The 24,497-nt window shown below is 64.8% G+C and carries 28 protein-coding genes; 7 read left to right on the top strand and 21 right to left on the bottom strand.

The annotated features are described in order from the left end of the window. Window positions 1–23: 23 nt before the first annotated feature. The gene (locus tag GB927_RS29730; protein WP_256120839.1) at window positions 24–575 is read right to left on the bottom strand and encodes a hypothetical protein; all 552 of its coding nucleotides are present in this window, start codon (window positions 573–575) and stop codon (window positions 24–26) included. A gap of 246 nt (window positions 576–821) precedes the next feature. Between GB927_RS29730 and GB927_RS29725 the strand changes: the two genes are divergently transcribed. Then, window positions 822–1,154, top strand: coding sequence for an MmcQ/YjbR family DNA-binding protein (locus GB927_RS29725; RefSeq protein ID WP_256120838.1), 333 nt, complete (start codon window positions 822–824; stop codon window positions 1,152–1,154). Window positions 1,155–1,158: 4 nt separating this feature from the next. Here the strand turns inward: GB927_RS29725 and GB927_RS29720 are convergent, their stop codons facing one another. Continuing rightward, complete coding sequence (locus GB927_RS29720; RefSeq protein WP_256120915.1) at window positions 1,159–1,662, bottom strand: YcgN family cysteine cluster protein; 504 nt, start codon at window positions 1,660–1,662, stop codon at window positions 1,159–1,161. A gap of 190 nt (window positions 1,663–1,852) precedes the next feature. Between GB927_RS29720 and GB927_RS29715 the strand changes: the two genes are divergently transcribed. The 3 genes from GB927_RS29715 to GB927_RS29705 all read left to right on the top strand — a co-directional run bounded on the left by GB927_RS29715 (window position 1,853) and on the right by GB927_RS29705 (window position 5,251). Next, window positions 1,853–4,024 carry a transglycosylase domain-containing protein gene (locus GB927_RS29715; RefSeq protein WP_256120837.1) on the top strand — a complete coding sequence of 724 codons (2,172 nt, stop codon included), beginning with the start codon at window positions 1,853–1,855 and terminating at the stop codon, window positions 4,022–4,024. A gap of 89 nt (window positions 4,025–4,113) precedes the next feature. Beyond that, a complete protein-coding gene (locus GB927_RS29710; RefSeq protein WP_256120836.1) occupies window positions 4,114–4,707 on the top strand; it encodes a DUF1214 domain-containing protein in 594 nt (197 codons plus the stop codon). Then, window positions 4,700–5,251: a DUF1254 domain-containing protein gene (locus GB927_RS29705; RefSeq protein ID WP_256120835.1), complete on the top strand. Its 552-nt coding sequence runs from the start codon at window positions 4,700–4,702 to the stop codon at window positions 5,249–5,251. Before GB927_RS29710 ends, GB927_RS29705 begins: the two co-directional genes overlap by 8 nt. A gap of 107 nt (window positions 5,252–5,358) precedes the next feature. On the opposite strand, the gene GB927_RS29700 is transcribed toward GB927_RS29705, so the two are convergent. The 3 genes from GB927_RS29700 to GB927_RS29690 form a co-directional block, all read right to left on the bottom strand. Further along, window positions 5,359–5,547: a hypothetical protein gene (locus GB927_RS29700; RefSeq protein WP_256120834.1), complete on the bottom strand. Its 189-nt coding sequence runs from the start codon at window positions 5,545–5,547 to the stop codon at window positions 5,359–5,361. Between the two features lie 473 nt (window positions 5,548–6,020). Continuing rightward, entirely contained in the window at window positions 6,021–6,554 is a 534-nt protein-coding gene (locus GB927_RS29695) for a hypothetical protein (protein WP_256120833.1), read from the bottom strand. Between the two features lie 71 nt (window positions 6,555–6,625). Continuing rightward, the gene (locus GB927_RS29690) at window positions 6,626–7,102 is read right to left on the bottom strand and encodes a YkgJ family cysteine cluster protein (protein WP_256120832.1); all 477 of its coding nucleotides are present in this window, start codon (window positions 7,100–7,102) and stop codon (window positions 6,626–6,628) included. Between the two features lie 212 nt (window positions 7,103–7,314). Here GB927_RS29690 and GB927_RS29685 point away from each other — a divergent pair, with 212 nt between their 5' ends. Beyond that, window positions 7,315–8,229, top strand: coding sequence for a hypothetical protein (locus GB927_RS29685; protein WP_256120831.1), 915 nt, complete (start codon window positions 7,315–7,317; stop codon window positions 8,227–8,229). 8 nt (window positions 8,230–8,237) lie between these two features. Here the strand turns inward: GB927_RS29685 and GB927_RS29680 are convergent, their stop codons facing one another. From GB927_RS29680 to GB927_RS29655, 6 genes are all read right to left on the bottom strand, one after another. Beyond that, window positions 8,238–8,369 carry a hypothetical protein gene (locus GB927_RS29680; protein WP_256120830.1) on the bottom strand — a complete coding sequence of 44 codons (132 nt, stop codon included), beginning with the start codon at window positions 8,367–8,369 and terminating at the stop codon, window positions 8,238–8,240. Window positions 8,370–8,468: 99 nt separating this feature from the next. Continuing rightward, window positions 8,469–10,115 carry a calcium-binding protein gene (locus GB927_RS29675; protein WP_256120829.1) on the bottom strand — a complete coding sequence of 549 codons (1,647 nt, stop codon included), beginning with the start codon at window positions 10,113–10,115 and terminating at the stop codon, window positions 8,469–8,471. Window positions 10,116–10,216: 101 nt separating this feature from the next. Then, on the bottom strand, window positions 10,217–10,588 hold the full coding sequence (locus GB927_RS29670; protein WP_256120828.1) for a DUF1491 family protein: 372 nt from the start codon (window positions 10,586–10,588) through the stop codon (window positions 10,217–10,219). Window positions 10,589–10,632: 44 nt separating this feature from the next. Beyond that, the gene (locus tag GB927_RS29665) at window positions 10,633–12,036 is read right to left on the bottom strand and encodes a methyl-accepting chemotaxis protein (protein WP_305112913.1); all 1,404 of its coding nucleotides are present in this window, start codon (window positions 12,034–12,036) and stop codon (window positions 10,633–10,635) included. Window positions 12,037–12,210: 174 nt separating this feature from the next. Next, window positions 12,211–12,927 (bottom strand): peptidoglycan-binding domain-containing protein, encoded by a 717-nt coding sequence (locus GB927_RS29660; RefSeq protein ID WP_256120827.1) that lies wholly within the window; start codon window positions 12,925–12,927, stop codon window positions 12,211–12,213. Then, window positions 12,899–14,431, bottom strand: coding sequence for a sensor histidine kinase (locus GB927_RS29655; protein ID WP_256120826.1), 1,533 nt, complete (start codon window positions 14,429–14,431; stop codon window positions 12,899–12,901). Before GB927_RS29655 ends, GB927_RS29660 begins: the two co-directional genes overlap by 29 nt. A 508-nt stretch (window positions 14,432–14,939) precedes the next feature. Between GB927_RS29655 and GB927_RS29650 the strand changes: the two genes are divergently transcribed. Beyond that, the gene (locus GB927_RS29650; RefSeq protein WP_256120825.1) at window positions 14,940–15,365 is read left to right on the top strand and encodes a DUF5330 domain-containing protein; all 426 of its coding nucleotides are present in this window, start codon (window positions 14,940–14,942) and stop codon (window positions 15,363–15,365) included. A gap of 154 nt (window positions 15,366–15,519) precedes the next feature. Then, the gene (locus GB927_RS29645) at window positions 15,520–15,939 is read left to right on the top strand and encodes a SufE family protein (protein WP_256120824.1); all 420 of its coding nucleotides are present in this window, start codon (window positions 15,520–15,522) and stop codon (window positions 15,937–15,939) included. A 98-nt stretch (window positions 15,940–16,037) separates the two neighbouring features. Here the strand turns inward: GB927_RS29645 and GB927_RS29640 are convergent, their stop codons facing one another. The 10 genes from GB927_RS29640 to GB927_RS29595 all read right to left on the bottom strand — a co-directional run bounded on the left by GB927_RS29640 (window position 16,038) and on the right by GB927_RS29595 (window position 24,455). Next, window positions 16,038–16,835, bottom strand: coding sequence for a DUF6456 domain-containing protein (locus GB927_RS29640; protein WP_256120823.1), 798 nt, complete (start codon window positions 16,833–16,835; stop codon window positions 16,038–16,040). Continuing rightward, window positions 16,828–17,298 (bottom strand): helix-turn-helix domain-containing protein, encoded by a 471-nt coding sequence (locus GB927_RS29635; protein WP_256120822.1) that lies wholly within the window; start codon window positions 17,296–17,298, stop codon window positions 16,828–16,830. Before GB927_RS29635 ends, GB927_RS29640 begins: the two co-directional genes overlap by 8 nt. Window positions 17,299–17,522: 224 nt before the next feature. Beyond that, window positions 17,523–17,957: a Ros/MucR family transcriptional regulator gene (locus GB927_RS29630; protein ID WP_256120821.1), complete on the bottom strand. Its 435-nt coding sequence runs from the start codon at window positions 17,955–17,957 to the stop codon at window positions 17,523–17,525. A gap of 414 nt (window positions 17,958–18,371) precedes the next feature. Next, on the bottom strand, window positions 18,372–18,728 hold the full coding sequence (gene mnhG / locus GB927_RS29625) for a monovalent cation/H(+) antiporter subunit G (protein WP_256120820.1): 357 nt from the start codon (window positions 18,726–18,728) through the stop codon (window positions 18,372–18,374). Continuing rightward, window positions 18,728–19,093, bottom strand: a complete 366-nt coding sequence (locus GB927_RS29620) for a cation:proton antiporter (RefSeq protein WP_256120819.1) — start codon at window positions 19,091–19,093, stop codon at window positions 18,728–18,730. Before GB927_RS29620 ends, mnhG begins: the two co-directional genes overlap by 1 nt. Continuing rightward, window positions 19,093–19,566 (bottom strand): Na+/H+ antiporter subunit E, encoded by a 474-nt coding sequence (locus tag GB927_RS29615; protein WP_256120818.1) that lies wholly within the window; start codon window positions 19,564–19,566, stop codon window positions 19,093–19,095. The genes GB927_RS29620 and GB927_RS29615 overlap by 1 nt, the downstream gene beginning before the upstream one ends. Beyond that, on the bottom strand, window positions 19,567–21,108 hold the full coding sequence (locus tag GB927_RS29610) for a Na+/H+ antiporter subunit D (RefSeq protein WP_256120817.1): 1,542 nt from the start codon (window positions 21,106–21,108) through the stop codon (window positions 19,567–19,569). Between the two features lie 17 nt (window positions 21,109–21,125). Continuing rightward, a complete protein-coding gene (locus GB927_RS29605) occupies window positions 21,126–21,503 on the bottom strand; it encodes a Na+/H+ antiporter subunit C (RefSeq protein ID WP_256120816.1) in 378 nt (125 codons plus the stop codon). Further along, window positions 21,503–21,922 (bottom strand): Na(+)/H(+) antiporter subunit B, encoded by a 420-nt coding sequence (locus tag GB927_RS29600; protein ID WP_256120815.1) that lies wholly within the window; start codon window positions 21,920–21,922, stop codon window positions 21,503–21,505. Before GB927_RS29600 ends, GB927_RS29605 begins: the two co-directional genes overlap by 1 nt. Window positions 21,923–22,130: 208 nt before the next feature. After that, entirely contained in the window at window positions 22,131–24,455 is a 2,325-nt protein-coding gene (locus tag GB927_RS29595; protein ID WP_256120814.1) for a putative monovalent cation/H+ antiporter subunit A, read from the bottom strand. Between the last annotated feature and the right edge of the window lie 42 nt (window positions 24,456–24,497).

The following is a 24,497-nucleotide window of genomic DNA, read 5'->3' as shown; positions in this document are numbered from 1 at the left end:
CCGCCCGAAGGGCGAGCCGGTCCCTACGGCCCGCTTTCCGCCCGCGCGGGAGCATCGCCGCCAGCCCCGCTTTCCCGCATCCAGTCTTCCCTTGCGGCATTCAACCGGTCCTTCACGCGCTCTTCCACCAGCCGGTCGAACTCCGCCGCCAGCGCCTCGCCGTCATCCGGCTCACCCAGCGCCGCTTCCGCCTCGGCCCGCTCGTTGATGAGCGTGCGCTGCAGGCTGTCTATCTTTTCTAGGGTGCGCACGATCAGCGACACGGCCTCGATCGCCGCCTTGGCATCGGTCTGCGCCAGCTTGCGCGAAGCCTCGTCCTCGGCGGCATCGGCATCCCGCTCGGCAAAGGCCCGCTGGCTCTGGAAGCGCTGGAACCGCTCGCGCAGCTCCTTCGTCATTTCCAGAAGCATTGCCTGCATGTCGAGAAACGGATCGAGCGGCGCTTCCGCCTTGATATCGAGCACCGGCGCCGCGCCGCCCGCAAGATCCGCCCGCCGCCCCGCCAGCCCGTCATAAACCGCCATCTCCGGCGCGATGCCGAAAAGCCCGAGATCCACCGTCAAACCGCTGTCCATCGCACACCCGAAAATGAAAAGGCGCCCGGTCCGATTGGAACGAGCGCCTGTCAATAAATTCCCATCAAGCCGGCCGCGGGCGAAAACCGCCAAACCATCCAGCCTCCGAAAAGCCCTGCGAACTCTCCGCCCGCACCTTTCCGACTATGCCATAACCCTATCAAACCACCGTGACGCCGTCAAGGACTATTTTCCTATTTTATCCAAAAACTTTTACGCGCCCTCAAACAATGCTACCCTCCCCCCATGACATCCGACGATCTCATCGCTATCGCGCTCGGCATGCCGGAGGCGCGGGAGAGTGCTCATTTCGGGAAGCGGGACTTCCGGGTGGGCGAGAAGATCTTCATGTCGCTGCCGCAGGCCGGCCGGGCCGTCTTGAAGCTCACGCCGGGCCAGCAGGCGATGGTGGTCGAGACCGATCCGGGGCTTTGCGCGCCGGTGCCGGGCGGCTGGGGGCTCAAGGGCTGGACGTCGGTCTATTTCGACGGCGCGGATGACGAGCGGGTTCGCGACTTGATCGGCACTGCCTGGCGCAACGTGGCGCCGAAGAAGCTCGTCGCGGCAAGCCTGAGCTGAGAGACTAGTTCCCCCTGCCCACTTCCAGCGGCCAGGTCACGAGGTAGTCCTCGTAGTCCTCGACATCGAGGCCCTCCTCGCTCACCGTGCGGCCGCGGGCGGAAATGCCGGCCTGGTGCACGGTCTCGGGATCGCCGGAGACCAGCGGGTGCCACCAATAAAGGTCTTCGCCGTCGCGCACGAGGCGGTAGCCGCAGGTCGGCGGCAACCACGAGATTTCCGAGACGCTCTCCACCGTCAGGCGGATGCAGTCGGGCACGGTCGCCTGCCGGTTCTCGTAGTCCGAGCAGCGACAGCTTTCGCCATCGAGCAGCACGCAGCGGATCGAGGTCCAGGCAATCTCGGCTGTTTCCCAGTCTTCTAGCTTGTTGAGACAACAGAGGCCGCAGCCGTCGCAGAGGCTTTCCCACTCCACGTCGTTCATTTCGGCGAGCGTCTTCGTCTTCCAGAACGGCAGCACGTCCGCATTTCCGGCCTCGGCCGGCGCGGCGGCGCCCCTGTGCTTCATCTTCGTCATGCCCGACCCCTGAACCCCTTGCGGCCAAAGGTCAAGAGCGCGGCTGCTAACCCTTTCGCGCAAATCCCGTTCTGCTCGCCTCAAAAGACTGCTATCGTGCCTGAATAAACCGGTGGTCACAGGACGTTAACCAGAGGCGGGCAGGCTGCGGCCCGCATCCGCCGGCAAAGGTAAGCGAAACGTGGAAGACGACAGCCAGAAGCCCCCAAAATCGCGCCGCCGCAAGCGGCACTTCTTCCTGCGCCTTGATTCCTGGATCGATTCCACGGTCTGGAACGCCGGTTTTCGCCTGGCCGAAATCTGGGAGGAGATCACCATCTTCTCCCGCCGCTTCCACGCCAAGGGCTGGAAGAAGGCGGTCTTCGAGGTCGCCGGCGAAGGCATGAACCTCGGCACGGCCGGCTTCGTGCTGCTTCTCGCCCTGGCGCTGCCCGCCTTCGAGGAGACGACGGGCAACTGGCGCGCGCAAAGCGACTTCGCCGTCACCTTCCTCGACCGCTACGGCAACGAGATCGGCCATCGCGGCATCATCCACGAGGATTCCGTACCCATCGACGAATTGCCGGACCACCTGATCAAGGCGGTGCTGGCGACGGAAGACCGCCGCTTCTTCAGCCATTTCGGCATCGATTTCCTGGGCCTCGCCCGCGCCATGAACGAGAACGCGCGCGCCGGCGGCGTCGTGCAGGGCGGCTCGACGCTCACCCAGCAGCTGGCGAAAAACCTGTTCCTCTCGAACGAGCGCACCATCGAGCGCAAGATCAAGGAGGCCTTCCTCGCCCTGTGGCTGGAAGCCAACCTCTCCAAGAAGGAAATCCTGCGCCTCTATCTCGACCGCGCCTATATGGGCGGCGGCACGTTTGGCGCGGCCGCGGCGGCACAGTTCTATTTCGGCAAGAACGTCACCGACGTGAACCTCGCCGAGTCCGCCATGCTCGCCGGCCTGTTCAAGGCGCCCGCCCGCTACGCCCCGCATATCAACCTGCCGGCCGCCCGTGCGCGCGCCAACGAGGTGCTGACCAACCTCGTGCAGGGTGGATTGATGACCGAGGGCCAGGTGATCGCCGCGCGGCGCAACCCCGCCACCATCATCGACCGCAACGAGAAGACGGCGCCCGATTTCTTCCTCGACTGGGCCTTCGAGGAGGTGCAGCGCATCGCAAAACCCTTCGCCCAGCATTCGCTGATCGTGCGCACCACCATCGACATGGGCCTGCAGGCCGCCGCCGAAGAGGCTGTGGAAAGCGGGCTGCGCCAGTACGGCGAGAGCTACCGCGTCAAGCAGGGCGCCATGGTGATGATCGAGAACGGCGGCGCCGTGCGCGCCATGGTCGGCGGCCGGGACTATGGCGAAAGCCAGTTCAACCGCGCCACGAGGGCATTGCGCCAGCCGGGTTCGTCCTTCAAGGCCTATACCTACGCCGCCGCGATGGAATCCGGCATGACGCCGGAAACGACCATCGTCGACGCGCCGATCAGCTGGGGCGGCTGGTCGCCGCAGAACTATGGCCGCTCCTATGCCGGCCGCATGACGCTGATGACCGCCATGGCGAAGTCCATCAACACCGTTCCCGTCCGCCTTGCCAAGGACAAGCTCGGCACCAAGCGCATCGCGGAAATGGCGAAGGCAATGGGCGTCGAGACGCCGATCCGGACCGACAAGACCATGCCGCTCGGCACCTCGGAAGTGACCGTGCTCGACCAGGCGACGGCCTATGCGGTCTTCCCCGCCGGCGGCCTCCAGTCGCGCCGCCACGGCATCAGCCAGATGATCAATTACGACGGCGACATCCTTTACGATTTCGGCCGCGACGAACCGCCGGCAAAACACGTCCTTTCCGAACAGGCGGATTCGTCGATGAACCGCATCCTCGTCACCATTCCAGTGAGCGGCACGGCGCGGCGCGGCGCGCTCGACCGCGGCATCGTTTCGGGCGGCAAGACGGGCACGACGCAGGCCTATCGCGACGCCTGGTATGTCGGCTTCACCGGCAATTACACGACCGCCGTCTGGTTCGGCAACGACGACTATACCTCGACCAACAACATGACCGGCGGCTCGCTCCCCGCCATGACCTTCAAGCGCCTGATGGACTATGCCCACCAGGGCATCGAGCTGCGTCCCATCCCCGGCATTGAGAACCCGCTGCCGGATGGCAAGAAGGCAAGCGAAGTCGCCGCCACCTCGACCGATGAGAACGCGCTTCCCGCCCTCGTTCGCCCGCGTTCGCTCTCCACCGACGTCACAAAGCTCCTGAAGGATGTCGCCCGCCAGTTCAACGAGGCCAAGCCCCTGAAGGCCGATGGCCGCGTGGCCGCGCTTGACGGCACCGGCGCCAACCGGACAGAGTAACGGATAGAGCGTTTCCGCGTTTCTCCGAATCGCAAAAACGCTCTATCTCTTCGTTTCGACGCAATTCCGGACGCAAAGCCGCTTCGCCCTTGTTCCGCACGCCCCTCGTCATCGCCACAGCGCTCGCCGTCGCCTTCGGGCTCGGCATCCTGAGTTCGATCTATGCGCTGCGCGCGACCGTCGGCTTCGGCGCCATCGCGCTCGGGCCGTGGACGGCCTTCCCGACCGCCCAGACGGTCGATGCCGACCCCTATGCCAAGGCGCACCGCGCCCGCGACGGCAAGCTGCTGCTCGGCGGCGCGGAAGGCCTCACCTTCACCGCCGCCACCGATAGCGGCGGGCGCACGCTGGTCGAAAACTGCCGCTACGAAATAGAGGGCATCACGCCCCCCGCCCGCCTGTGGACGCTGCATGCGGCCGATACCAACGGCAACCCGCTCGCCGGCAGCCGCCCCGGCCTGCCGGTCGGCATCAACGCCTGGTCGGTGCTGCGCACGCCCGACAGCAGTTTCGCCATCCGCATCGCCTCCGCGGCGACACCCGGCAACTGGCTGGCGGTTCCGGAGGGCAAGGCACCGTTCCTGCTGGTCATGACGCTGCTCGACACGCCGACCGCCGGCAGCTCCGGCGTCATCGACCTTGCCATGCCGGGCATCACCCGGCTGGACTGCGCCGATGCGTAGTTTCGTCTATGCCATCGCCATCGGCCTGGTGGGTGCTGCGCTGCTGCACATCGTCATCATCCTTTCGCTGCCGAGCTTCACCGGCCGCGATGCCTATACGCGCGTGCAGACCTTTGGCGAACCGAACCGCTTCTTCCCGCTGGCGAATTCCGGCGATACGCTGGCGCCGATCAACGACGACCCGGCCATGAAGACCGCCGTCTGCGCCTTTTCCGTCGAAAACGGTCCCATCCGGCTGTTTGCCGATGGTGACGTGCCCTTCTGGTCGCTCGCGGTCTATGACGGGGCGTCCAACGAGGTGTTCAGCATGAACGACCGCACCTCGGTCTCGGGCGCGCTCGACACGCTGATCGCCACCCCCATCCAGCTCATCGCCATCCGCAAGGCCGTGCCGGCCGAGCTGGAACAGTCGATCCTGGTGGAAATGCGCGGTGAGGAAGGTTACGCCGTGCTGCGCATCTTCGTGCCCACCGAAAGCCGGCAGGAAGCAGCAACCGCCTTCCTCGCGGATGCAAGCTGCGAACCCTTCACGGCGGAACAATAGGAAAGCGCGCTCGACGACGAGCGACGGGACGCGGTTTACCCGCGATAGACAATGCGCTGCGGCCGCACGCGCACGCCAGTCGCCGCTCCAGCGGCGACGGGAAAGGTTTAGGGCCGGCGGGCCGTGTCAGGGGCGCCGTGTTTGCCCGCCTTGCTGCGCGCAGCGAGCATGGCCGGTGTCAGGCGCTCATAACGCACGCCGGTAAAAAGCAGTATCTGGGCCGGAGCCTCGCGGCGAATGGTGTCGCGTCTTGGTGTTCGCGCGAGCCATTCCTTCAATCGTACTACGTCTGCCATTCTCGCCTCCAAAAAGAAGAACCGAGACGGATGAAGCACTTCTACATTCTCACCCTGCCCGTTTTACGGGCCGGTGCATCCGGTTCCGTCACCCCGGCTGCGACATGAGTCGATGTCGTCCCTGTCGCTTACGGGAAGAAAACGGCGATACGGGTCCAGAAGTTTCCCATTCACGGGAATTTGTCTGGTGACCGCCCGGTATCCGGACCATCGCACCTTTCCCTCGCGGAACGGTGGCACCTTCGGGGTATCCACCGTTCACATGATCGAATCATAACACGTCCATCGCAATAGACGAGCCGATCCATGTCCCTAAAACTAGCGACTATCGGGTTAACATGCTGTTAATCCTATGCCATCGCCCTGCATCGTGCTGTTCCGCATGGAACAGCGTGACCCCTGTTCCCAAATCGGCCGGTCCCGTCGTAAAAAACCGGCTGCACCTGTGAAGAGAAACGGCCGGGCGGACCTGCTTATTCGATGATCTCGGAAAGCGCGGTCGCCGAGGTGGCGTGGCGGGCGTTGTAGCCCTTGAGAACGGCGGCGGTCAGGATGGCCTGATCGACATCCTCGTTCCTGCGCGGGGACTGCGCGCCCGGCGAACTTTCATAATCATAAACAATGACATCCAGGTCGAGCGGGTTTTTCAGCCGCCGCCCCTGCAATAGGCTGACCAGCCCCGCCGCGACCGCCGGATAGGGCGTGTATTCCGCGTTCGCCAGCCATTCCCGTAGCTGGCTTTCCGGCACGCTATAGGTGATGTTCATCGCCAAAAGCCGCAACAGCATCTCGTCGACCGTGCGTGGCATGTCGGCCGCGTCGACCGTTTTCGCGCCGGCTTCGGGCAAAGCGCTGCCGGTCGGCGGGCTGCCTCCGGGCGTGCGGTTCTTGTGCAGAGTGTCGACCGGCGCCGTATCGACCTGGGCCAGTTCCCACGCCTCGGCCAGGCACGGCTGCGGGGACCATGCGAACAGGGTCGAAAACATCGCGCATTGCCAGATCTTCATAGCGCCAGCCCCTCGTCGCCGAGGTGCGGACGATACCATGTCCATGCCCGATATCGAATGGAATCTCGCCGTCAGATCTTGTGCACTTCATCGCGCCAGAACACGATGACATAGCCGCCCGCCGGCGCCATTTCCCCCGCCCACGCCTTCAATTGCCCATGATAGGGCTCGCGCCGCCAAAGGTCCGGCTGGTCGGGATCGGCGAGCACCGTGATCTGCGGCCCCTGCCCGTAGATCATCAGGTGGGAGCGCGCCGGCTCCCACTCCGCGCCGAGATCCTCCCTCGTCATCCACAGACAGAGAAAATCCCGGCAGACCGAGGGTCGCGCGGCATAGATCGAACAGCCTTGCCCCGCGACGCAATGTTTGCACCAGGCATCCGCCGGCTTGTCGAATTCATCGATCTCCGGCAGGCGGCAACAGAGCGTGCAGGTTCCGCAGGATCGACCGGCGACGATTGGCGTGGAGGTGGTCATGGCCGAGCGATAGCACGCCGCCGGCCCGACCAGAAGGGCGCGTCCCGATCCGGCACGCAAACGCCGCGGCACCAACGGCAACCCAGACGGCAGTCTCTTGTAAACATTGCGGTTTCCGCGCGAGCAAGGTTAACGCGTTGCTAACGCTTTTCCTCTACTTTTCATGAACGATTGTGGAGACGGCAAGGGGCTGCCGTTCCGGGGACTTTAGCAGGTGTTTTGTGGCGGACAGGTTTCGCGAACTGGAGAGACCGCAGGCAGGGCGGCCGAAGGACATCGTTCTGATGGCCACGGTTTCCAGCTTCGAGAGCCTGCGTTTTCCGTCGCGCTCCGATCTGCACCAGTTCGGCGAGCTGTTCGAGCCGCTCTATAATGCTTCCACGGAGGAGGCGCGCCGCCAGGCCGTCGCCGCCCTTTCGCGCTGCCCGCAGATCCCCGACGAGACCGCCCTCTTCATCGCGTCGCAGCCGATCGGCGTGGCAGCGATCTTCCTCATGGGCGCAAAAGCCATTCCCGACGTCACGCTGATGCGCATCCTGCGCGCGACGGGCCCGGAACATGCCCGCGCCATCGGCCGGCGCGACAATCTTTCGCCCGTCATGATCGAGGCGCTGGTCGGAAGCCACCAGGACCATGCCAGCCGCCGTACCGGCGAAGACCGCGAGGCTTCGCTGGAAGAGGCCGCAAGGCTGGGCCGGGAAGAGCGGATCCGGGAAGAGTTGCGCGCCCTCGTGCGCGCCGCGACGCCCGCGGTCGAGGCGCCCGCCAGGCTTGAGCCGGCAAGCGAGGTGCACCAGGCGCTTCTCGTGCGTTTTGCCCGCGCCGGCGAAGTCGGCATGCTGGCCGTGACGCTCGCCGACGCGCTCGGCTCCAGCCAGTGGCTCTCCGAGCGCATCCTTCTCGATGTCTCCGGGCGGCAGCTTGCCGAAACGCTGGTGGCGCTGGACATGCCCAGCGCGGATACCGTTTTCGTGCTCACATGCATTTACCCGCACCTGGCGAGCGGCAGCGCCGAACTGATGCTCTGGGCGCTAGATCCGGCCGAGGCGACCCTCAGGGTCGAGAGCTGGCAGCGGGCGGACAGCTATACGAATGGCGATGGCGTGCCGAAGGCGGCCAACGTTGACGACGCGCAGTCGAACGGGCAGGATCACCATGACAGGTCCTCCGAAACCGGTCGGCAGCGCGCCGCCGGCTGATCAATAGATTAAAATACCCGGCGCTTGGCCGGCACGCGGACCGCAGCACTTTCGTTGCGCTCGGCGGAGAGGGCGGCCAGCGTGGTCGCGACGAACATTCCCGAAATCAGCAGTGCAAGGGCAGGCAGCACGATAAACATGGGGCGTTCCTCCTGAGGGGGTTCGGCACAGGCCGCTGCCTGTGTGTCTCCCTTTTCCCATGATGGAGCCGCGCGCGATGTTCCCGCGGGAACAGGATCTCAGAACAGGAAATCGCCCTTGTGGAGATCCGACAGATCGACATGTTTCAGCACCAGCACGTCACTGCCCGCGCGGATCGTAACGTCGTCGCCGCTCTGCACGGCATGGCTCTTCATCAGGTCGGAAAAGCCGGTGATGGCGGCGACATGCGAGAGATCGACGCGGTCGGTGCCCGGCTTGAAATCCGTCACCGTGTCGCGGCCCTTGGAGAAGATGAAGACATCCGCCCCGGACCCGCCGGTCAGCGCGTCATTGCCCTTGCCGCCGTCGAGAATATCGTTGCCGGCCCCGCCGGAGAGCGTGTTGCCGCCGCTGTTGCCGATGATGACGTTCGATAGAGCGTTGCCCGTGCCGCTGATGCCCGCCGTGCCGAGCAGGATGAGCTTTTCGAGATTGGCGCCCAGCGTATAGCTCACGGTGGACTGCACCGTGTCCGTGCCGCCGCCCACCTTCTCGACGAGCTTCAGCTTGGCATCGGCTACGAGATAGGTGTCGTTGCCCTTGCCGCCCGCAACCGTGCCAAAAACCTTGCCGCCACGCGTATCAAACGTGTCGTTGCCCGCGCCGAGATCGACATCGCCGCGGATCGTGCCGTTGTTGATGACGACCTCGACGCCGTTACCGCCCTTCAGCGCCAGGTCGCCCGCCTTCAGCGTGCCGTTGTTGCCGAAACTGTTCGTGCCCTTGCCGAGAAGTGCGACCGCAATCCCGGTGGTCGCCGTCACCGAGCCATTGTTCGTCAGCGTCGCACCGGCACCATCGATATGGATGCCCGAGGCACCCTTCAGCGTGCCGTTGTTCATCACCTGCGCATAGGCGCCGCCGACATCGATGGCGTCGCCCGAGGTCGAAGTGATCGCTTTGTGATTGGCGAAATTGACCTTCGCGCCATCGAGCCGCACGCCATCCTTGACGGCCGAGATCGTACCGTTGTTCGCCATCACAGCGCCCGAACCGGTGATCACCACGCCCTCGTCGGCGCGCGAGACGATCTTGCCGTTGTTGGTCACGACCCCGCCGGCGCCCGTCACGGTCACCGCGTCGAGCCTGGCATCGATGGTGCCGCTGTTGGTGACGATCGCCGTCGCGCTAATGCTCCTGATCCCGTCATCCGCCGTCGACTGGATGAAACCGTAATTGGTGATGATCGCCTTGGTGCCCGACACGGTCACCGCATCGCCCGCACTCTTCACCGTGCCATGGTTGGTGACGAGCGCATCGCTGCCGGTCGCCTTGATACCCGTGCCACCGGACGACAGCACCGAGCCGCGATTGGTGAGGTTGAGCCCCGCCCCGCTGAAAACGCCCGCCGCCGTGCCGCCCGAAAGCGTGCCCTGGTTGGAAAACACGAACCCGCCGCCGGCCGCACTCAGCCCGACGAGTGCCGCCGAGATCACCCCATCCGCCTTGATCGCCACGGTGCCGGCATTGGCGCCAAGCGCGGCCGCACCAAACACCACCGCATTGCCCGCAGAAGAATTCACCGTGCCATCGACCACCAGCGTGCGCCCGGCAAAGGCCCCGCCGGCATCGACTGCCGTGGCAGTCGTGGAAATCGAAACGCCGGGCGCAACGATCCACTGGCTGTTGGCCTCGCGGGCGGTGAGCGCCGACGTCATGTCGACCAGAATGTCGTATTTGCTCATGGCAATCAGGCGTCCATCATTGACGTGGTCTCGTCCTAGCGCCTCTTCGGCGAAAAATCCGTTTAAAACAGGGCAATTGCGCGCGTCCCATGGCCACAGGGTTAACGCCGGAAGAACCCGTCATCCTTCGGCACGGCCGCCGCAAAATCGATCAGGTCGCCAAGCGTGTCCGTCTCGATCGAAATCACCCAAAGATCGCCATCGAAACGCCGCTCCCGCGCAATCGCCTTGGCCACGACCTGCGCCTCGACCCCCGCCAGCCGCGTCTCGAACAGCCGCATTCCCGTCTCGTCCGCCTCGAAGAAACTCTGCGGCGCCGGCGCATGCAGGCTTTCCCGCCCGTCGCGAAACATCTGCCGCACGAACACAGCGCCCGCCTCCTCCGCCCCCTTCACCTCGACAGCCGCAAAATCACCACGGGCAAAGACGCGGCGCATCAGGGCGGAAACGAAGATGTCGGAGCGAAGACGCATGGTGGCGGCTTACACGGCGCGAAGCCGCGGGGCAATCGCGAGATCTAAACCCGGATCGCCAACCGCAACCCGCCCCAGTGCCGCCCATTGACCGTGATGGGCGCGGAAATGTCCTTCATCAGCACGAATTGTCCGCCGCCCATGTCGCGGCGGTAGGTCTGGACGAGGAAAGGTTCCTTGTTGCGGCCGGCGGCGAGGCCGACGCGGTCGTTGAAGATGCGGCGGTTTCGGCAGTTGGCGGTGTTCCAGGCGGGATCGCCCGGGCGCTGCGGCTCGGAGAATTTTCGGTTGTGCGTCGGCAGGTAGCCCTGGTCGTCGATCGCCGCGCAGAAGGCGATGCGCTCGTCCGTCGCCACCGCGGGTTCCTGGATGGCCGGCAGCACGCGATCGGTGAAATCGGTAAAGCGCGTCATCATCTGCACCGGGTCGCTGCCGGCAATCGGCCTGTACTGCCGGTCGAACAGCGCCTCCATGCCGATCTCGCCGCTCAGCACGGCCGCGGAAAAGCGTGCGGAGACCTCGTCGGCAAGCGTCTGCACGAGGTTGATATAGGGACTGTCCGGCGTCTCGATGCCGGCACTCGCCGTCGCCTGGATGATGCGCTCGGAGATCGTCACCACCTCGCCGACCTTGCCGGAGGCGCCCTGCAGTACGGCGTTCGAGCGGATGATCTCCGCCGACGCCGCGCCGATCGACCGGGCGAACTCACTGCATTCCTTGTCCACCGCGCCGGTCGTCGCCGCAAGCGAGGAGGCGCTGTCGAGGATCTTCGACATCACCTCTTCCACGCCGGCAAACGAGCCCTGCACGTCGGAGGCCGTCGCCTTGACGCCCTCGGCGGAAACACGCGCGCCCTCGCCGGCCGCTTCCAGCCGGTCGATGCGCGCGCGCAGTTCCTGCAATGTCTTCTGGATGGAGGCGGTCGTATTCGATGTTTCGAGCGACAGCGCCCGCACCTCCGCCGCCACCACGGCAAAACCCTTGCCGGCATCGCCCGCCCGCGCCGCCTCGATGGCCGCATTGAGCGCCAAAAGGTTGGTCTGCCGCGCAATCGTGCCGATCGCATCCGCCAGCCGCCCGACATCGGCGAGCGCCACGGCAAAGGCGGAAATCTCCGTGCCGATCTCGTTGGAGGCCGTCACCATATGGTCGATGGCGGCAATCGAGCCGTCAAGCTGCACCGCCTGCTCGCCCAGCACCTTTCGGGCGCTGGCGGCCAACTGGTCCGTCTCGCCCAGCGCGCGGGCGATGCCGCCATTGGCGCTGGCGATCGCCGTTGCCGATTGTGTCAGCCGCGTGAAGAGCGTCGCGTGCTCGCGCGATTGCGTAGCCGTGTCCTGAATGGAGCCGGCAATATCGACGAGGTGCAGGCCGAGGTCCGACGCCTCGGCGGCGAGCGCCCCCACGACGCGCCGCAGCACTTTGGCATCCGCCTGCGGCTCCGGCATGTCCTCTTCCAGGTTATGCGCAGTCTCACGCAGGGCAGCGTTGGACATGGCTCGACGATCCTCCAGATTATCGAAGGATCATCCGGCAGACATGGTTAATAGATGCTTTACGGGAAAGCCTGTCGTAGGCGTACGACTTTGGTCGCATTCCCGCATTGCGAAAAACAAGAAAGCTCAGAGCGCGCCGATGTCTTTCAGCTTGGCGAGCACCTGCTCGTTAGGCTCGCCGGTCACTGGCAGTCGGTAATGCTTCTCGAAGTGGCGGATGGCCGTGCGCGTCTTCTCGCCGATCAGCCCGTCCACGGCGATATCCGTATAGGCGATGTTGCTGAGACCCTTCTGGATCTTCATCACCAGTTCGCTCGGCACCGGCTTTGCCACCGCGGAGGTGACGCCCGGATCGGCTTCCGCCTCCATGATCGCGGCGGCGACCGGGTCGACCTCTTCCTCGGCCTGCGTGCGCACGGGCTTGTTCTCGATGACCTTCGCCACCTCGTCGAACGGCCGCTCGGCGGGCGTCACGTCGGTGACCTCCGGCAGGTCCTGCTCTTCGCCCTCGCGCTCGATGACGAAGGTCGTCACGTCGTGTGGTTCCGGCTTGGTGGCGGTGAAGCCCAGCGAATTGTCGGCGGAGCGCATCTTCAGGAAAGGTGCCGGATGGCCACCCGGCTGATACCACAGCGCATTGGCCGCCACGAAGGAGAAGACCACGAGGAAGGCGCAGGTGCCGCCCACGGTGCTGGGATGGCGCGCGGCAAGGCCGCCGAGTGCTGCGAGCCCGGTGATGACGATATTGGGCCTGCGCTGCGGCTCGGCGCGGGTGCCGGATCGGCCCTTGCGGGCCTGGCCTTGCGGCCGCCGCTCAGGCTGTCTTCTGACGTGCGCGTTCATCGTTCGTGTCCTTGCCATCCAGCGACGGCTCGTAAACGGTCTCAATGGCAGCCGCAAGGCGCGGCGGGAAATCGACGGTGGATGCCGTGGTCGGCCGCGGGTCGCCTTCGCGCGCCACGCCGGAGCCGTCCGCCGGCACGCGGATGGTGATGACCGTGCCCTCGCCCGGCCGGCTCTGGATGATAAAGCTGCCGCCATGCAGTGCGACCAGACCCTTGACCAGCGAAAGGCCGAGGCCGGTGCCCTCGTATTTGCGGGTATACTCGTTCTGCACCTGCATGAAGGGCTGGCCGATCAGCGCGAGCTTGTCGGCCGGAATGCCGATGCCGGTATCGCTGACGGTCAAGAGCAGGTCCTTGCCCTCGCGCGCCGCATCGATGGTGACGACGCCGCCGCGATCGGTGAACTTGATCGCATTGCCGACAAGGTTGATGAGGATCTGCTGGATCGCCCGCTGGTCGGCCACCGCCTCGCCGATGGCGCGCGGCACGCGGCTCGTCAGCTTGATGCCCTTTTCGCGCGCCTGGAGGCCGAGCATCTGCTCACACGCCTTGACGCTATCGGCGACGATGAAAGGTTCCGTCAGCAGCTCGTAGCGGCCGGCCTCGATCTTCGAGACGTCCAGCATGGTGTTGACCACCGACAGCAGGTGCGAACCCGACTGGTGGATCAGCGCCACATATTCGCGCTGGCGGTCGTTTTCCAGCTTGCCGAAATATTCGCCGGTCAGGATGTCGGAGAAGCCGAGGATGGCGTTGAGCGGCGTGCGCAGCTCATGGCTGACAGCCGCCAGGAAGCGGGTCTTGGCATCGTTCGCCGATTCGGCCTGCGCCGTCTTGCGCGCGCTTTCGGTGCGCAGCACGGCCTCGTCGGACACATCGCGCGACTGGGCGACGACGGCGGCAAGCGCGCCATCCGCGCCGCACAGCGCCGTCATTTCCACGCGCATATGCGTGAACTGTTCGGCATCCGCCTGCATGCGCGGGCGGTCGATGCGCACGTCCACCGTCTCGCGCACGCCGCCCTGGCGAAGTCGGTCGATGGCGGCGATGAAGCCGAGGCGGTCGGAAACGTGGATCTGGTCGAGATAGCCGCGGCCCATCGGGTCGCGCATCCAGGCCAGCATGTCGGCGCGGTCGCGGCCATGCACGGCGGTGACGAAACCGCGCGCATCGTGCAGCGTCACGAGGCCGGCGAAGAGATCATAAGGAGAGGTCGGCGCCGGCTCTGTAACAGGCGCGTCGTCAATCTGCGTTACCTTCGGCTGGATCGGCTTCACCGGCCAGGCGGAGGTCGCGGCGGCGGCAAGCAGCGCGCCGGCACCCACCAGCGCCACGCCGGCCGGCAGCGCCGTGGAGGCGGGCATGACGGCGGAAAAGGCGAGCGGCAGGCCGGGGACGGCGGCCAGAAGGGCGAGCGTCGTCGCGCGCAGGGAAGCGGACGGGCGTTCATCGGCGGCATGCACGCCAGCAACGCCCGCAACGGCGCCCAGGCGGGCGGCCATTCTGTCAGCGATGGTGATCAATTGGCGCAATGCAAAACCCTGCCGTTTATGTTCTTTTGTGTGAGCCCAAAATCGCATCGGCGACTTAAGGAAAGAATAAACGACAGGGGCCTGAAAGGGTCCGAAAAGCCCGAAAAGTCCCATTTCGGGGCAATCCACCGGCCATTCGTCCGGCGTGGTTAACGGGGCGTAAGCGCCTCATTTTGCGGCATTTTTCTGTTCGTATTAACCTCTGGGGCAAGATCGCGGAACGCCCCTTCCCGGCATTCCGGGGCGCACCGCCAGTACTCTCCGCCATCATCCTTAACGGCAATCGCTAAAATCTGCCTCAAATGCCGGTAAAGCTGCCGATAGGTCGCATTTTACTTAAATCTGGGCAAAACCTGAGTGATTCCTGAAAAGGGGAATTTCCTTCCGGCCCCTATTCTCGCATCAACGGTTCGCCAAGGACCAACACGAAAGCCGAAGGCCGCAAAGAGCCGAGGCCCTATAACAAGGATGGCAAGCGATGTGGTTTCTGATCAAGGGAACGTTCTGGTTCTCCATGGTTCTCGTCCTGCTCCCCTTCATCGACGCGGAATCCTCCGCGAAGCTGGAGAAGGGTCCGAGCGTCGAGATCGGCGATACCTTCAATGCCGCAAGCGAGGCGCTGCACTATGTCACCGCCATGTGCCTGGAAAAGCCGGACGTCTGCGAGAAGGGTGCTGAAACCTTCGTCGCCCTCGGCCACCGGGCCCGCGAAGGCGCCCGCATCGCCTACCAGTTCCTCGATACCCAGTTTGCCGAAGAGGGCACCGCGACCGCCAAGGCCGATCCGGTCGCCAAGGAAGCACTCGACCAGCCGCTGCCGGATGTCGCCGCCATCGACGCCGACGACGAGGTGATCACCGGCACCATCGCCATCCCGACGCGCCGCCCCGACCACAAGAGCTGACGCGCCTTTTACGTTTCTGCCTGCCTGACTCGTTGCCCCTGCAACCGCCGTATGGACCCGTTCCATGCGGCGTTTCTTTTTGTGCGGATCGATTCCGGTTCAAATTAGCAGCCACCTCCCCTATATGAAAGCCAAAGCCGCGAACGGAACCGACATGGCCACGCTTCAACAGATCATCGACGACTTCGCCTACCTTGAGGAATGGGAGGACCGCTACCGCTATGTCATCGAACTCGGCAAGGCGCTGCCGGACCTTGCGGAGGAGAAGCGCACGGCCGTCAACAAGGTGCAGGGCTGCGCCAGCCAGGTCTGGCTCGTCAGCCATACGGACGACGGCGCCGATCCGGTGATGACCTTCGAGGGCGATTCGGACGCCCATATCGTGCGCGGCCTCGTCGCCATCGTGCTCGCCATCTATTCCGGCAAACACGCCTCGGAGATCGCGGCGCTGGATGCGATCGATACGTTCAACGAGATCGGGCTGGTGGAGCACCTGTCGTCGCAGCGGGCGAATGGGCTGCGCTCGATGGTGAAGCGCATCCGCGAAGAGGCGGCGGTGCGGGTGGCGGCTTAACGGCCGTCATCTTCGAAACGGCGCGGCAAACTCCCACTGATCTCCCCCACAAGGGGGAGATTGAATTGCTGGAACGTCTCATTCCCCAATAGATACCCTCACCCCGAAATCTCCGGCCGATACCCCTCCGCCCCCCACATATGCGCCCGCCGCGCAGCGGGTGCCGCAGGCGCATAATGCCGCGCAAGCGCCATCAGCGAAGCCCGCAGCATCAGCTTGGCCGAGCGGGCCGGCCATTGCCGTTCGCGCTCCACCATCTCCAGCCCCTTCATGAAGCAGCAGACATCCAGCGCCACGCCGGAAAGCTCCGGACCGATCGCCTCGATGGCGCGGGCGACGCGCAGGCGGGCGGCGAGCGCCGTGTCGGTCAGTTCGCGCCCGGCGCCCGCCTCGCCCTTCTGGCGGCTGGCGACGCGGGGCTCCCAGGACATGGTCAAACGCGGCTGGAGGCCGCCGCGGGTGAAATCGGCGTGCAGCCGCTCGCCGGCGGCGATGGCATTTTCCGGCAGGTAGGCATCGCCGGTCTTCTCCTTCAGCCGTGCGAGAGACGCGAGCGGCGATTCGAGCCGGTTGGCAAAGGCCTTCTCCCGCGCCCCGTCGCGCATCACCACCACCGCCTCCATGTCGCGGTGCTGGCCGGCAAAGGGCGTCTCCGCATCGCAGAGCCGACGTTTCAAGTGGGCGCGCGCCTCTGGCATCGCCGTAAGCTTGTCGCCGGTACGGCTGACGAGGCCGAGCCGCAGCGCTTGCGCCAGCACGGTCGGCGACAGCGGCTGCCTGCGCCCGTCGCCGGCCACCAGCACGTCGCCGTCGGCGACGGCCACGTCACCCGCCGCCAGCACGAAGCGGAGGAGCCTCGCGAGATCATCGGCAACCTTCCGTGCCCCCTCACTCATGGCTGCCGATCCCCGCCGGACCGAAGACCGAAAGCACGACGCGTTCGATCGCCGAGACGAAGGCGTCGAAGGCCATGTCGTCGCGGCGATCCTCCACCACGTTGCAGGCATGGCCGACCGTCGTGCGGTCGCGGCCATAGGCGGCGCCGATATCGGAGAGCGAGAGGCTGAGCACGACGTGGCAGACATACATGGCGATCTGGCGCACATGGCAGGTGGAGCGCCGGCTGTCGCGGCGCCAGAGCGGCCGGTCGCTGGCAACGGCGGTCATCTCCAGCACCAGTTGGCGCACGATCCGGCAGGCGATACCGGGCGGCACGGCGGGAACCGTCGGCTCACGCAGGGCCTTTCGGGCGCGCGGCACCCCCTGACCAGCGCCTGTACTCTTGTTTTCCGGTGCCGGACCGGGGAAGGATTGCGTCTCGGGAGACGGGCGCCGCTGGGGAACGATGAACTGGTGCATGACTGGCCACTCCTGTTTATAGGAATTTATTCATACACCCTAGAGGACAGGCGGGGATGAATGAAGCCTTCAGCCACAACCACGCATTGAATTTCTTAATAAATTTGCGACATACATCCCCGATCTAGGGATTTATTCCTCCGCGATGGGGCGACGAGGCTCCAATACGCAAAAAGCCGGGGCCTCGCGGCTCCGGCTTTGCAATCTCATCGACAATGCGGTGCTTATTTGCCCTTGCGGCGCTGGCCGAGGCCCATTTCCTTGGCGAGGCGCGAGCGCGCTTCGGCATAGGCCGGGGCGACCATCGGGTAATCGGCCGGCAGGTCCCACTTTTCGCGGTATTCTTCCGGGGTCATGCCGTAGTGGGTCATCAGGTGGCGCTTCAGCGACTTGAACTTCTGGCCGTCTTCCAGGCAGATGATGTAGTCGTTCTGCACGGACTTGCGCACCGGCACCGGCGGCTTCGGCTTTTCGGCGACCACAGGCGCTTCGACGGCGGCAACCGGCTGCGTCGTGTTGTTGAGCGCAGCATGCACGTCGGCGATCAGGCCCGGCAGCTCGGAAACCGGCACGACATGGTTGCCGACATAGGCGGCGACGATATCGGCAGTCAGTTCCACGAGCAGATTGGAGCCGGCGCCAAGGGTTGTTTCGGTCATTTCTTTCTCCTGTCGGACAAAACGAAGGTCGATGGCCCTATCCATCGGCCTGGACATCAAATTTGCGGCAAAGCGTGCTTGTCGGGCGATCATATGGCAGAATAATGCTCACCCCGCCGAAAACGGGACATTTCCGTCAATATAACTTTCTACTACGGCGGCCATCCATCACGCAGAAGCTCTTGCCGGCGCATATACCGAATCGGCATGAATACCGCACGAACTCAACCTAGACAGGAAAACCATGCGCAAGCTAAATCAACCCGAATACTTTACTTGGTCTGAGATATCATTCTTCAATTCAATGTCCAGTATTATTTTGCAGAAATAAAACGAGAGCTTTTAATATAGAAATCATCCCCAAGAAAATTAGCAGATACTACAAATTTTAAGGGTCGTCCTTTCAACCGTTTGTCAACGCTTCTTTCCCGCCCGCTCGCGTGCGTCGCGCATTTCATCGATCACCGTGTGGCGCGTCAGGCGATAGCCTGCGCCATGCGCTGCCTTGGCGACGAGATGGGCGGCGACCGGCGCCGTCAGCACGAAGAACACGAAGCCCGCCAGCGCCCGCGTGAAGATCGCCACATCGAGCGAATGCATGCCGGCCGCGAGCAGCATGAGCCCCGAGCCGACGGTGCCCGCCTTCGAGGCGGCGTGCATGCGCGTGTAGACATCCGGCAGGCGCACGAGGCCGAGGGCCGCCAGGAAGGTGAAGATACCGCCGGCGACCAGCATGACGGCGACGATGAGGGCGAGAACGAGATCCAGCATCAGCGCGCCCTCCTCGCCTTGCCGGGCTTGGCGTGCCGCAAGCCCTTGCGCGAAACCTCGCCATCCGGTGAGCCCGCCTCGCCCGGCTGCATGCCCTGACTCAGGATGAAGCGCGCGAAGGCGACGGTGGCGAGAAAACCGACGAGGCCTAGCGCGATGGCGATGTCGATATAAAGGTTGAAGCCGGTACGGATGGCGATGACGGCGATGAAGCCGATGGCGATCGCCACCAGCATGTCGAGCGCGATGATCCGGTCCGGCAGCGTCGGCCCCTTGATGATGCGCCAGGCGGTCAGGAAGAAGGCGGCGCACATCAGAAACAGCGCGATAGTGGATGCGATGGAGATGACGGTCTCGGTGCCCATCAGCGGAAGGCCTCCATGATCTTCTTCTCGAAGCCGTTGGCAATATCGCGCCGCGTGCCGACCGGATCGGAGCAGTCGAGCGCATGTACATAGAGCACGCGCCGGTCCTCTGAAACATCGACGGACAGCGTGCCCGGCGTCAGCGTGATGAGGTTGGCGAGCAGCGTGATCTCGAAATCCCGGTCCACCGTCAGCGGAAAGGCGAAGATGCCGGGCTTCAGCGCCATCTTCGGGCTGGCCACCAAGATGGCGACCTTCCAGGCGGACAACGCCAGTTCCTTGATGAACAGCACCAGCAGCGACAGGACTTTCAAGGGCCGGAGACGCCGGCCTTCGGAGCGGGCGCGGCCGCGTATGAGCACCAGCGAGAGCGCGCTGGCGGCGATGCCGAGCAACAGGTTCGGGATCGTGAAACTGCCGGAAACGGCGAGCCAGAAGGCGGTGAACACGGCAATAATGACAGCGGGCCGCATCTAGTTCACCCCCGGAAAGACGGAACCGATATAGGCGCGCGGATCGGCAAGGCCCTGCGCGGCGTGCTGGATGGTCGCGAGCAGCGCGTTCGGGAACAGGCCGAATCCGACCGTCAGCGCCGTGAGCGCCACGAGCGGCAGCAGCGCGCTGGCCGGGATGGCCGCGTCCGGCAGCGCCTCGCCCGCCGGGCGCCAATAGGCGAGCGCGAAGACGCGGCCGAGCGCGATGGTGGTGAGGAAGCCGGTGAGGAAGACCGCGGCCACCAGCCACCAGGCACCAATATCCATGGCCGCCTTCGCCACCATGACCTTCGGCCAGAACCCTGAAAACGGCGGCAGGCCGGAGACGGCGAAGAACAGTACCAGCGACAGCGTGGAAAACAGCGCAGAGCGGGTGTGCAGCCCGCCGAGCCGGTTGAGATCGAACGTGCCGGCAAGGCGCCCGGCAAGGCCCGCCACCATGTAGAGCGCCGTCATCACCACCATGGAATGCAGCGCATAGAAGATCGCGCCGCCGACGCCGCCGGGGCTGCCGAGCGAAAGCCCCACCAGCATGACGCCGATGCCGGAAATGACGACATAACCGAGCAGCCGGCGGATATCGCTCTGGCCGAGGGCGCCGAGCGCGCCGACAAGCATGGTCGCGACACCGGCAAGCGCGATGACAACGCTCAGCTCCTCGCGCTCGATCGGAAACAGCATGATCAGCGTGCGCAGCAGCGCATAAATGCCGACCTTGGTCAAAAGGCCGGCAAACAGCGCCGACACCACGACGCGCGGCGTGTGGTAGGAGGCCGGCAGCCAGAAATTCACCGGGAAGGCGGCGGCTTTCATGCCGAAGGCGACGAGATAAAGGGTGGCAAGCGTCATCAGCGGCAGGTCGGCGCGGCCGGCGGCGGCTTTCACGGCGATATCCGCCATGTTGAGCGTGCCGAAGATGCCGTAGAGATAGCCGGTGGCGATGAGGAAGAGCGTCGTCGCGACGAGATTGAGGAAGGCGTATTTGATCGCGCCGTCGATCTGGCGGGCTTCCGAGCCGAGCACGATGAGGCCGAAGGACGAGATCAGCAGCACCTCGAACCAGACATAGAGATTGAAGATGTCGCCCGTCAGGAACGCGCCGGAGACGCCCGCCATCAGCAGGAGCAGGAACGGGTAGAAGCCATAGCGCCGGCCCGTGCCGTCGATATCGGAGAGCGCGTGCACGCTGCCGGCCAGCGCCACGACGGCACCAGCCAACGCGAAGAGCACGCCCGTCAGATCTGCGGTGAACGCGATGCCGAAGGGCGGCAGCCAGCGGCCCATCACCATGGTGACGGGACCGTTCTGCGAGACATGCACCAGCAGCAGCGCATCGACAAGGACCAGAATGGCGAGTGCCGGAATGGCGATCATCGCCTGCAGGCGGACGGATTTGCGCAGCATCAGGAGCACGGCGCCGGCCAGGATGCACCAGGCGGGCGGCAGCACGACCAGCCAGTCGGCGGGCGCGACCGGGGTCATGACGAAGGCTGCGGAGAGATCGGCGGGGCTTACGGCCATTGGCGGGGCGGTTCCTGTCAGTAGCCGGCAGGCGGGAGGGGATCATTTTCCGGCTCGGCGACACGCATCTCGTTGGCGTTGTCCGTGCCGAGATCCTGATAGGCGCGGTAGACGAGCACCAGCAGGAAGGCGAAGAAGGAGAAGGAAATGACGATCGCCGTCAGGATGAGCGCCTGCGGCAGCGGATTGGCGGTGAGCGTCGCCGGCACGTCGTGGCCAGCCGGAATGATCGGCGGCACGTCGCGCAGGATACGGCCATTGGTGAAGAGCGAGAGGTTGACGGCATTGCCGAGCAGCACGACGCCGAGCAGCACGCGCACCAGGAATTTCGACAGCATCAGGTAAACGGCGGCGGCGAAGAACAGGCCGATCAGGATGACGAACAGGAGCTCCATCAGACATCATCCTCCGCTTCAAGCGCCAGTGCGATCGAGGTGATTGAGCCGACCACGACGAGGTAAACACCGGCATCGAACAGCATGACGCTGGACAACGGGATCTCGACGCCGAGGATCGTCGGATAGACCCACAGCCCGGTCATGAAGGGCACGGCGAAGACGAAGGACAGCAGGCCGGCGATACAGGCAATGAACAGCCCGAAGGCCGCAATCGCCATCGGGTGGAACCACAGCGCCTGGCGCACCGCCGCGACACCGTTGGCGATGCCGTAGATCGCGAAGGCCGACACCGCGATCAGCCCGCCGATGAAGCCGCCGCCCGGCTCGTTATGACCGCGCAGCAGCACGAAGAGCGAGAAGAGCACCATGAGAGCGGTGAGGAAGGGGGCGACGGTGCGGAAGATGAGGGTGTTCATGGGCATCGCTCCGCAGTGGGCGCCGAAGGGCTGTATACCCCCCTCTGGCCTGCCGGCCATCTCCCCCTCAAGGGGGGAGATCGATGGAGCGCCGTCCCGCCAAGCACAAGCGTTTGGATAGGAGCAATGTCCGTTCCGCTTGCCGATCTCCCCCCCTGAGGGGGAGATGGCCAGCAGGCCAGAGGGGGGTGGCCACACTCTCCCAACATCATGCCCTCCCTTTGCGAATGCGCACGATCGAAAGGATCGCCAGCCCCGTCACCATCACAACCGCAATCTCGCCCAGCGTATCCGTGCCGCGGAAATCGACGATGATGACGTTCACCACATTGGCACCGTGCGCAATCGTCTTGGAATAGAGGTTGAAGAAATCGGTGAGCGCGGTGTCGAAACGACCCTGCGTGACCTTCAAAAGATAGAGCGAGAAGCCGAGGCCGCAGGCGATGGCGATCACGGCATCCGGGATTTTTTCGCGCAGCGGCCGGTGGTCGCGCGGCGTCAGCTTCAACCGGGTCATGACCAGCGCGAGGATGACGACCGACAGAGTCTCGATCATGAACTGGGTGAAGGCGAGGTCCGGCGCGCCGAAGAGCAGGAAGAGCACGGCGACGCAAAAGCCCTGGATGCCGAGCGCGACGATGGCCGTCAGGCGGTTTTCCGCCGCCAGCACCGCGCCGATGCCGACGACCGCGAGCACCATGACGGCCAGTTCATGGAAGGGCAAATTGGCCGGCCAGACCGGCAGGCGCGGCCATTCGCCATAGACGAATGGCGGCACCAGCAGCGCCAGCGCAATGACGACAAAGGTCGCCGTCATGTAGATTTCCATGAGCCCCGGCTGGGTCAGGCGGCTGACGGCGGACGACAGGCGCACGAGGCCGCGCATCGCCTGGTCGAAGCCTTTGTCCGGCCCCCAGCCGATATCCTCGATGAGGCCGTCCACCGCCGTTCGCACCTTGTCCAACGAGAGGAAGACCAGAGTACCGACCGCGATAGTGACGAGCGACAGCACGAAGGCCACGCCGAAATGCGGCATGGCGGAAATGGTGATCGTCTCCGGCTTGCCGGCAATGGCGGAGGCAAGCGGCGAGGTCAGCAACACATGGGCGGTGGCCGAGAAGAGGCCGATGACCAGCCCTTTGACCGCCAGCAGCATCGGGCCGATCCATAGCAGCACCGGTCCCTCATGGGCATGTTTCGGCGTCTCGACGGGCGGCCCGAGGAAGGGTTTCAGCGCCACCGCGAAGGCAATGGCGAACATCAGGCCGTTGCCGATGATGGCGGCGGCCGTGTAGGCGATCGCCCGGATATTACCGCCGGCGAGCGCGGCATAGACTTCTTCCTTGGCGAGGAAGCCGAAGAACGGCGGCAGGCCGCCCATCGAGAGCGCTGCCAGCACGGCCGCAAGGAAGGTGACGGGCATGGCGCGCCGCAGACCGCCGAGCTTGGTGATGTCGCGCGTGCCGGTCTCGTGGTCGACCAGGCCGGCGACCATGAAGAGAGCGCCCTTGAACAGCGAATGCGCCACCAGATAGAGCGCGGCAGCGGCCACCGCATGCTCAGAGCCGAAACCCGTCAGCATGACCAGCAGGCCGAGCGAGGCGACCGTCGTATAGGCGAGCATCAGCTTGAGGTCTGTCTGGCGGATGGCGAGCACGGCGCCGACCAGCAGGGTGAGCCCGCCGAAAGCCGGCAGGATCGTCTCCCAGGCGGCGGTATCGCCCATGACGGGATTGAGCCGCATCAGGAGATAGACGCCGGCCTTCACCATGGTGGCGGAATGCAGGTAGGCGGAGACCGGGGTCGGCGCCTCCATGGCGTTCGGCAGCCAGAAATGGAACGGGAACTGCGCCGACTTGGTGAAGGCGCCGCCGAGAATGAGGAACAGGATCGACAGGTAGAACGGGCTCGCCCGCACCTCCGCGCCGAAGGACATCAGCAGCGAGAGCTGCGTCACATCCGTGACGTTCCAGATGAGCAGCAGCCCCGCCAGCAAGAACAGCCCGCCGCCGCCCGTCACGATCAGCGCCTGCAAGGCGGCACGGCGCGAGGCCTCGCGCGCATGATCGAAGCCGATCAGCAGGAAGGAGGTGATCGAGGTCAGCTCCCAGAAGATGAAGAGCATCAGAAAGCTGTCGGAGGCGACGAGGCCGAGCATCGAGCCCATGAACATCAAGATGAAGGAGAAGAACCGGCCCTGGTGTCTATGGCCCTTCAGATAACCGCCGGAATAGAGCACGATCAGCGTGCCGATGCCGGAGATCAACAGCAGGAAGGCGAGCGACAGGCCGTCGATCAGCCAGGAGAAGCTGACATTGTAGGCCGGCACCCAGGCATAACCGCCGGTCACCACCTCTCCGCGCGCGACCTCCACATTGAAGCCTAGGAAATGGAAGAATATGGCGAGCGGGATGAGCGCCAGCGGCCAGGCGGCATTGTGGCCGAGCACCCTTGTCAGGGCCGGCGCGACGAGCGCGCCGAGAAACGGCAGACAGAAGGCAAGGAAGGTCAGGCCCATCGTGTCTGGTGTCATCCCCCGTCCTTCCTGCGCGGGCTTCGCCCGTCGTTGTCAAAA

This window comes from Shinella lacus, assembly GCF_010994755.1.
In the GTDB taxonomy this organism is placed as follows: Bacteria; Pseudomonadota; Alphaproteobacteria; order Rhizobiales; family Rhizobiaceae; genus Shinella; species Shinella lacus.
This window is presented reverse-complemented; position numbering and strand designations above follow the sequence as displayed.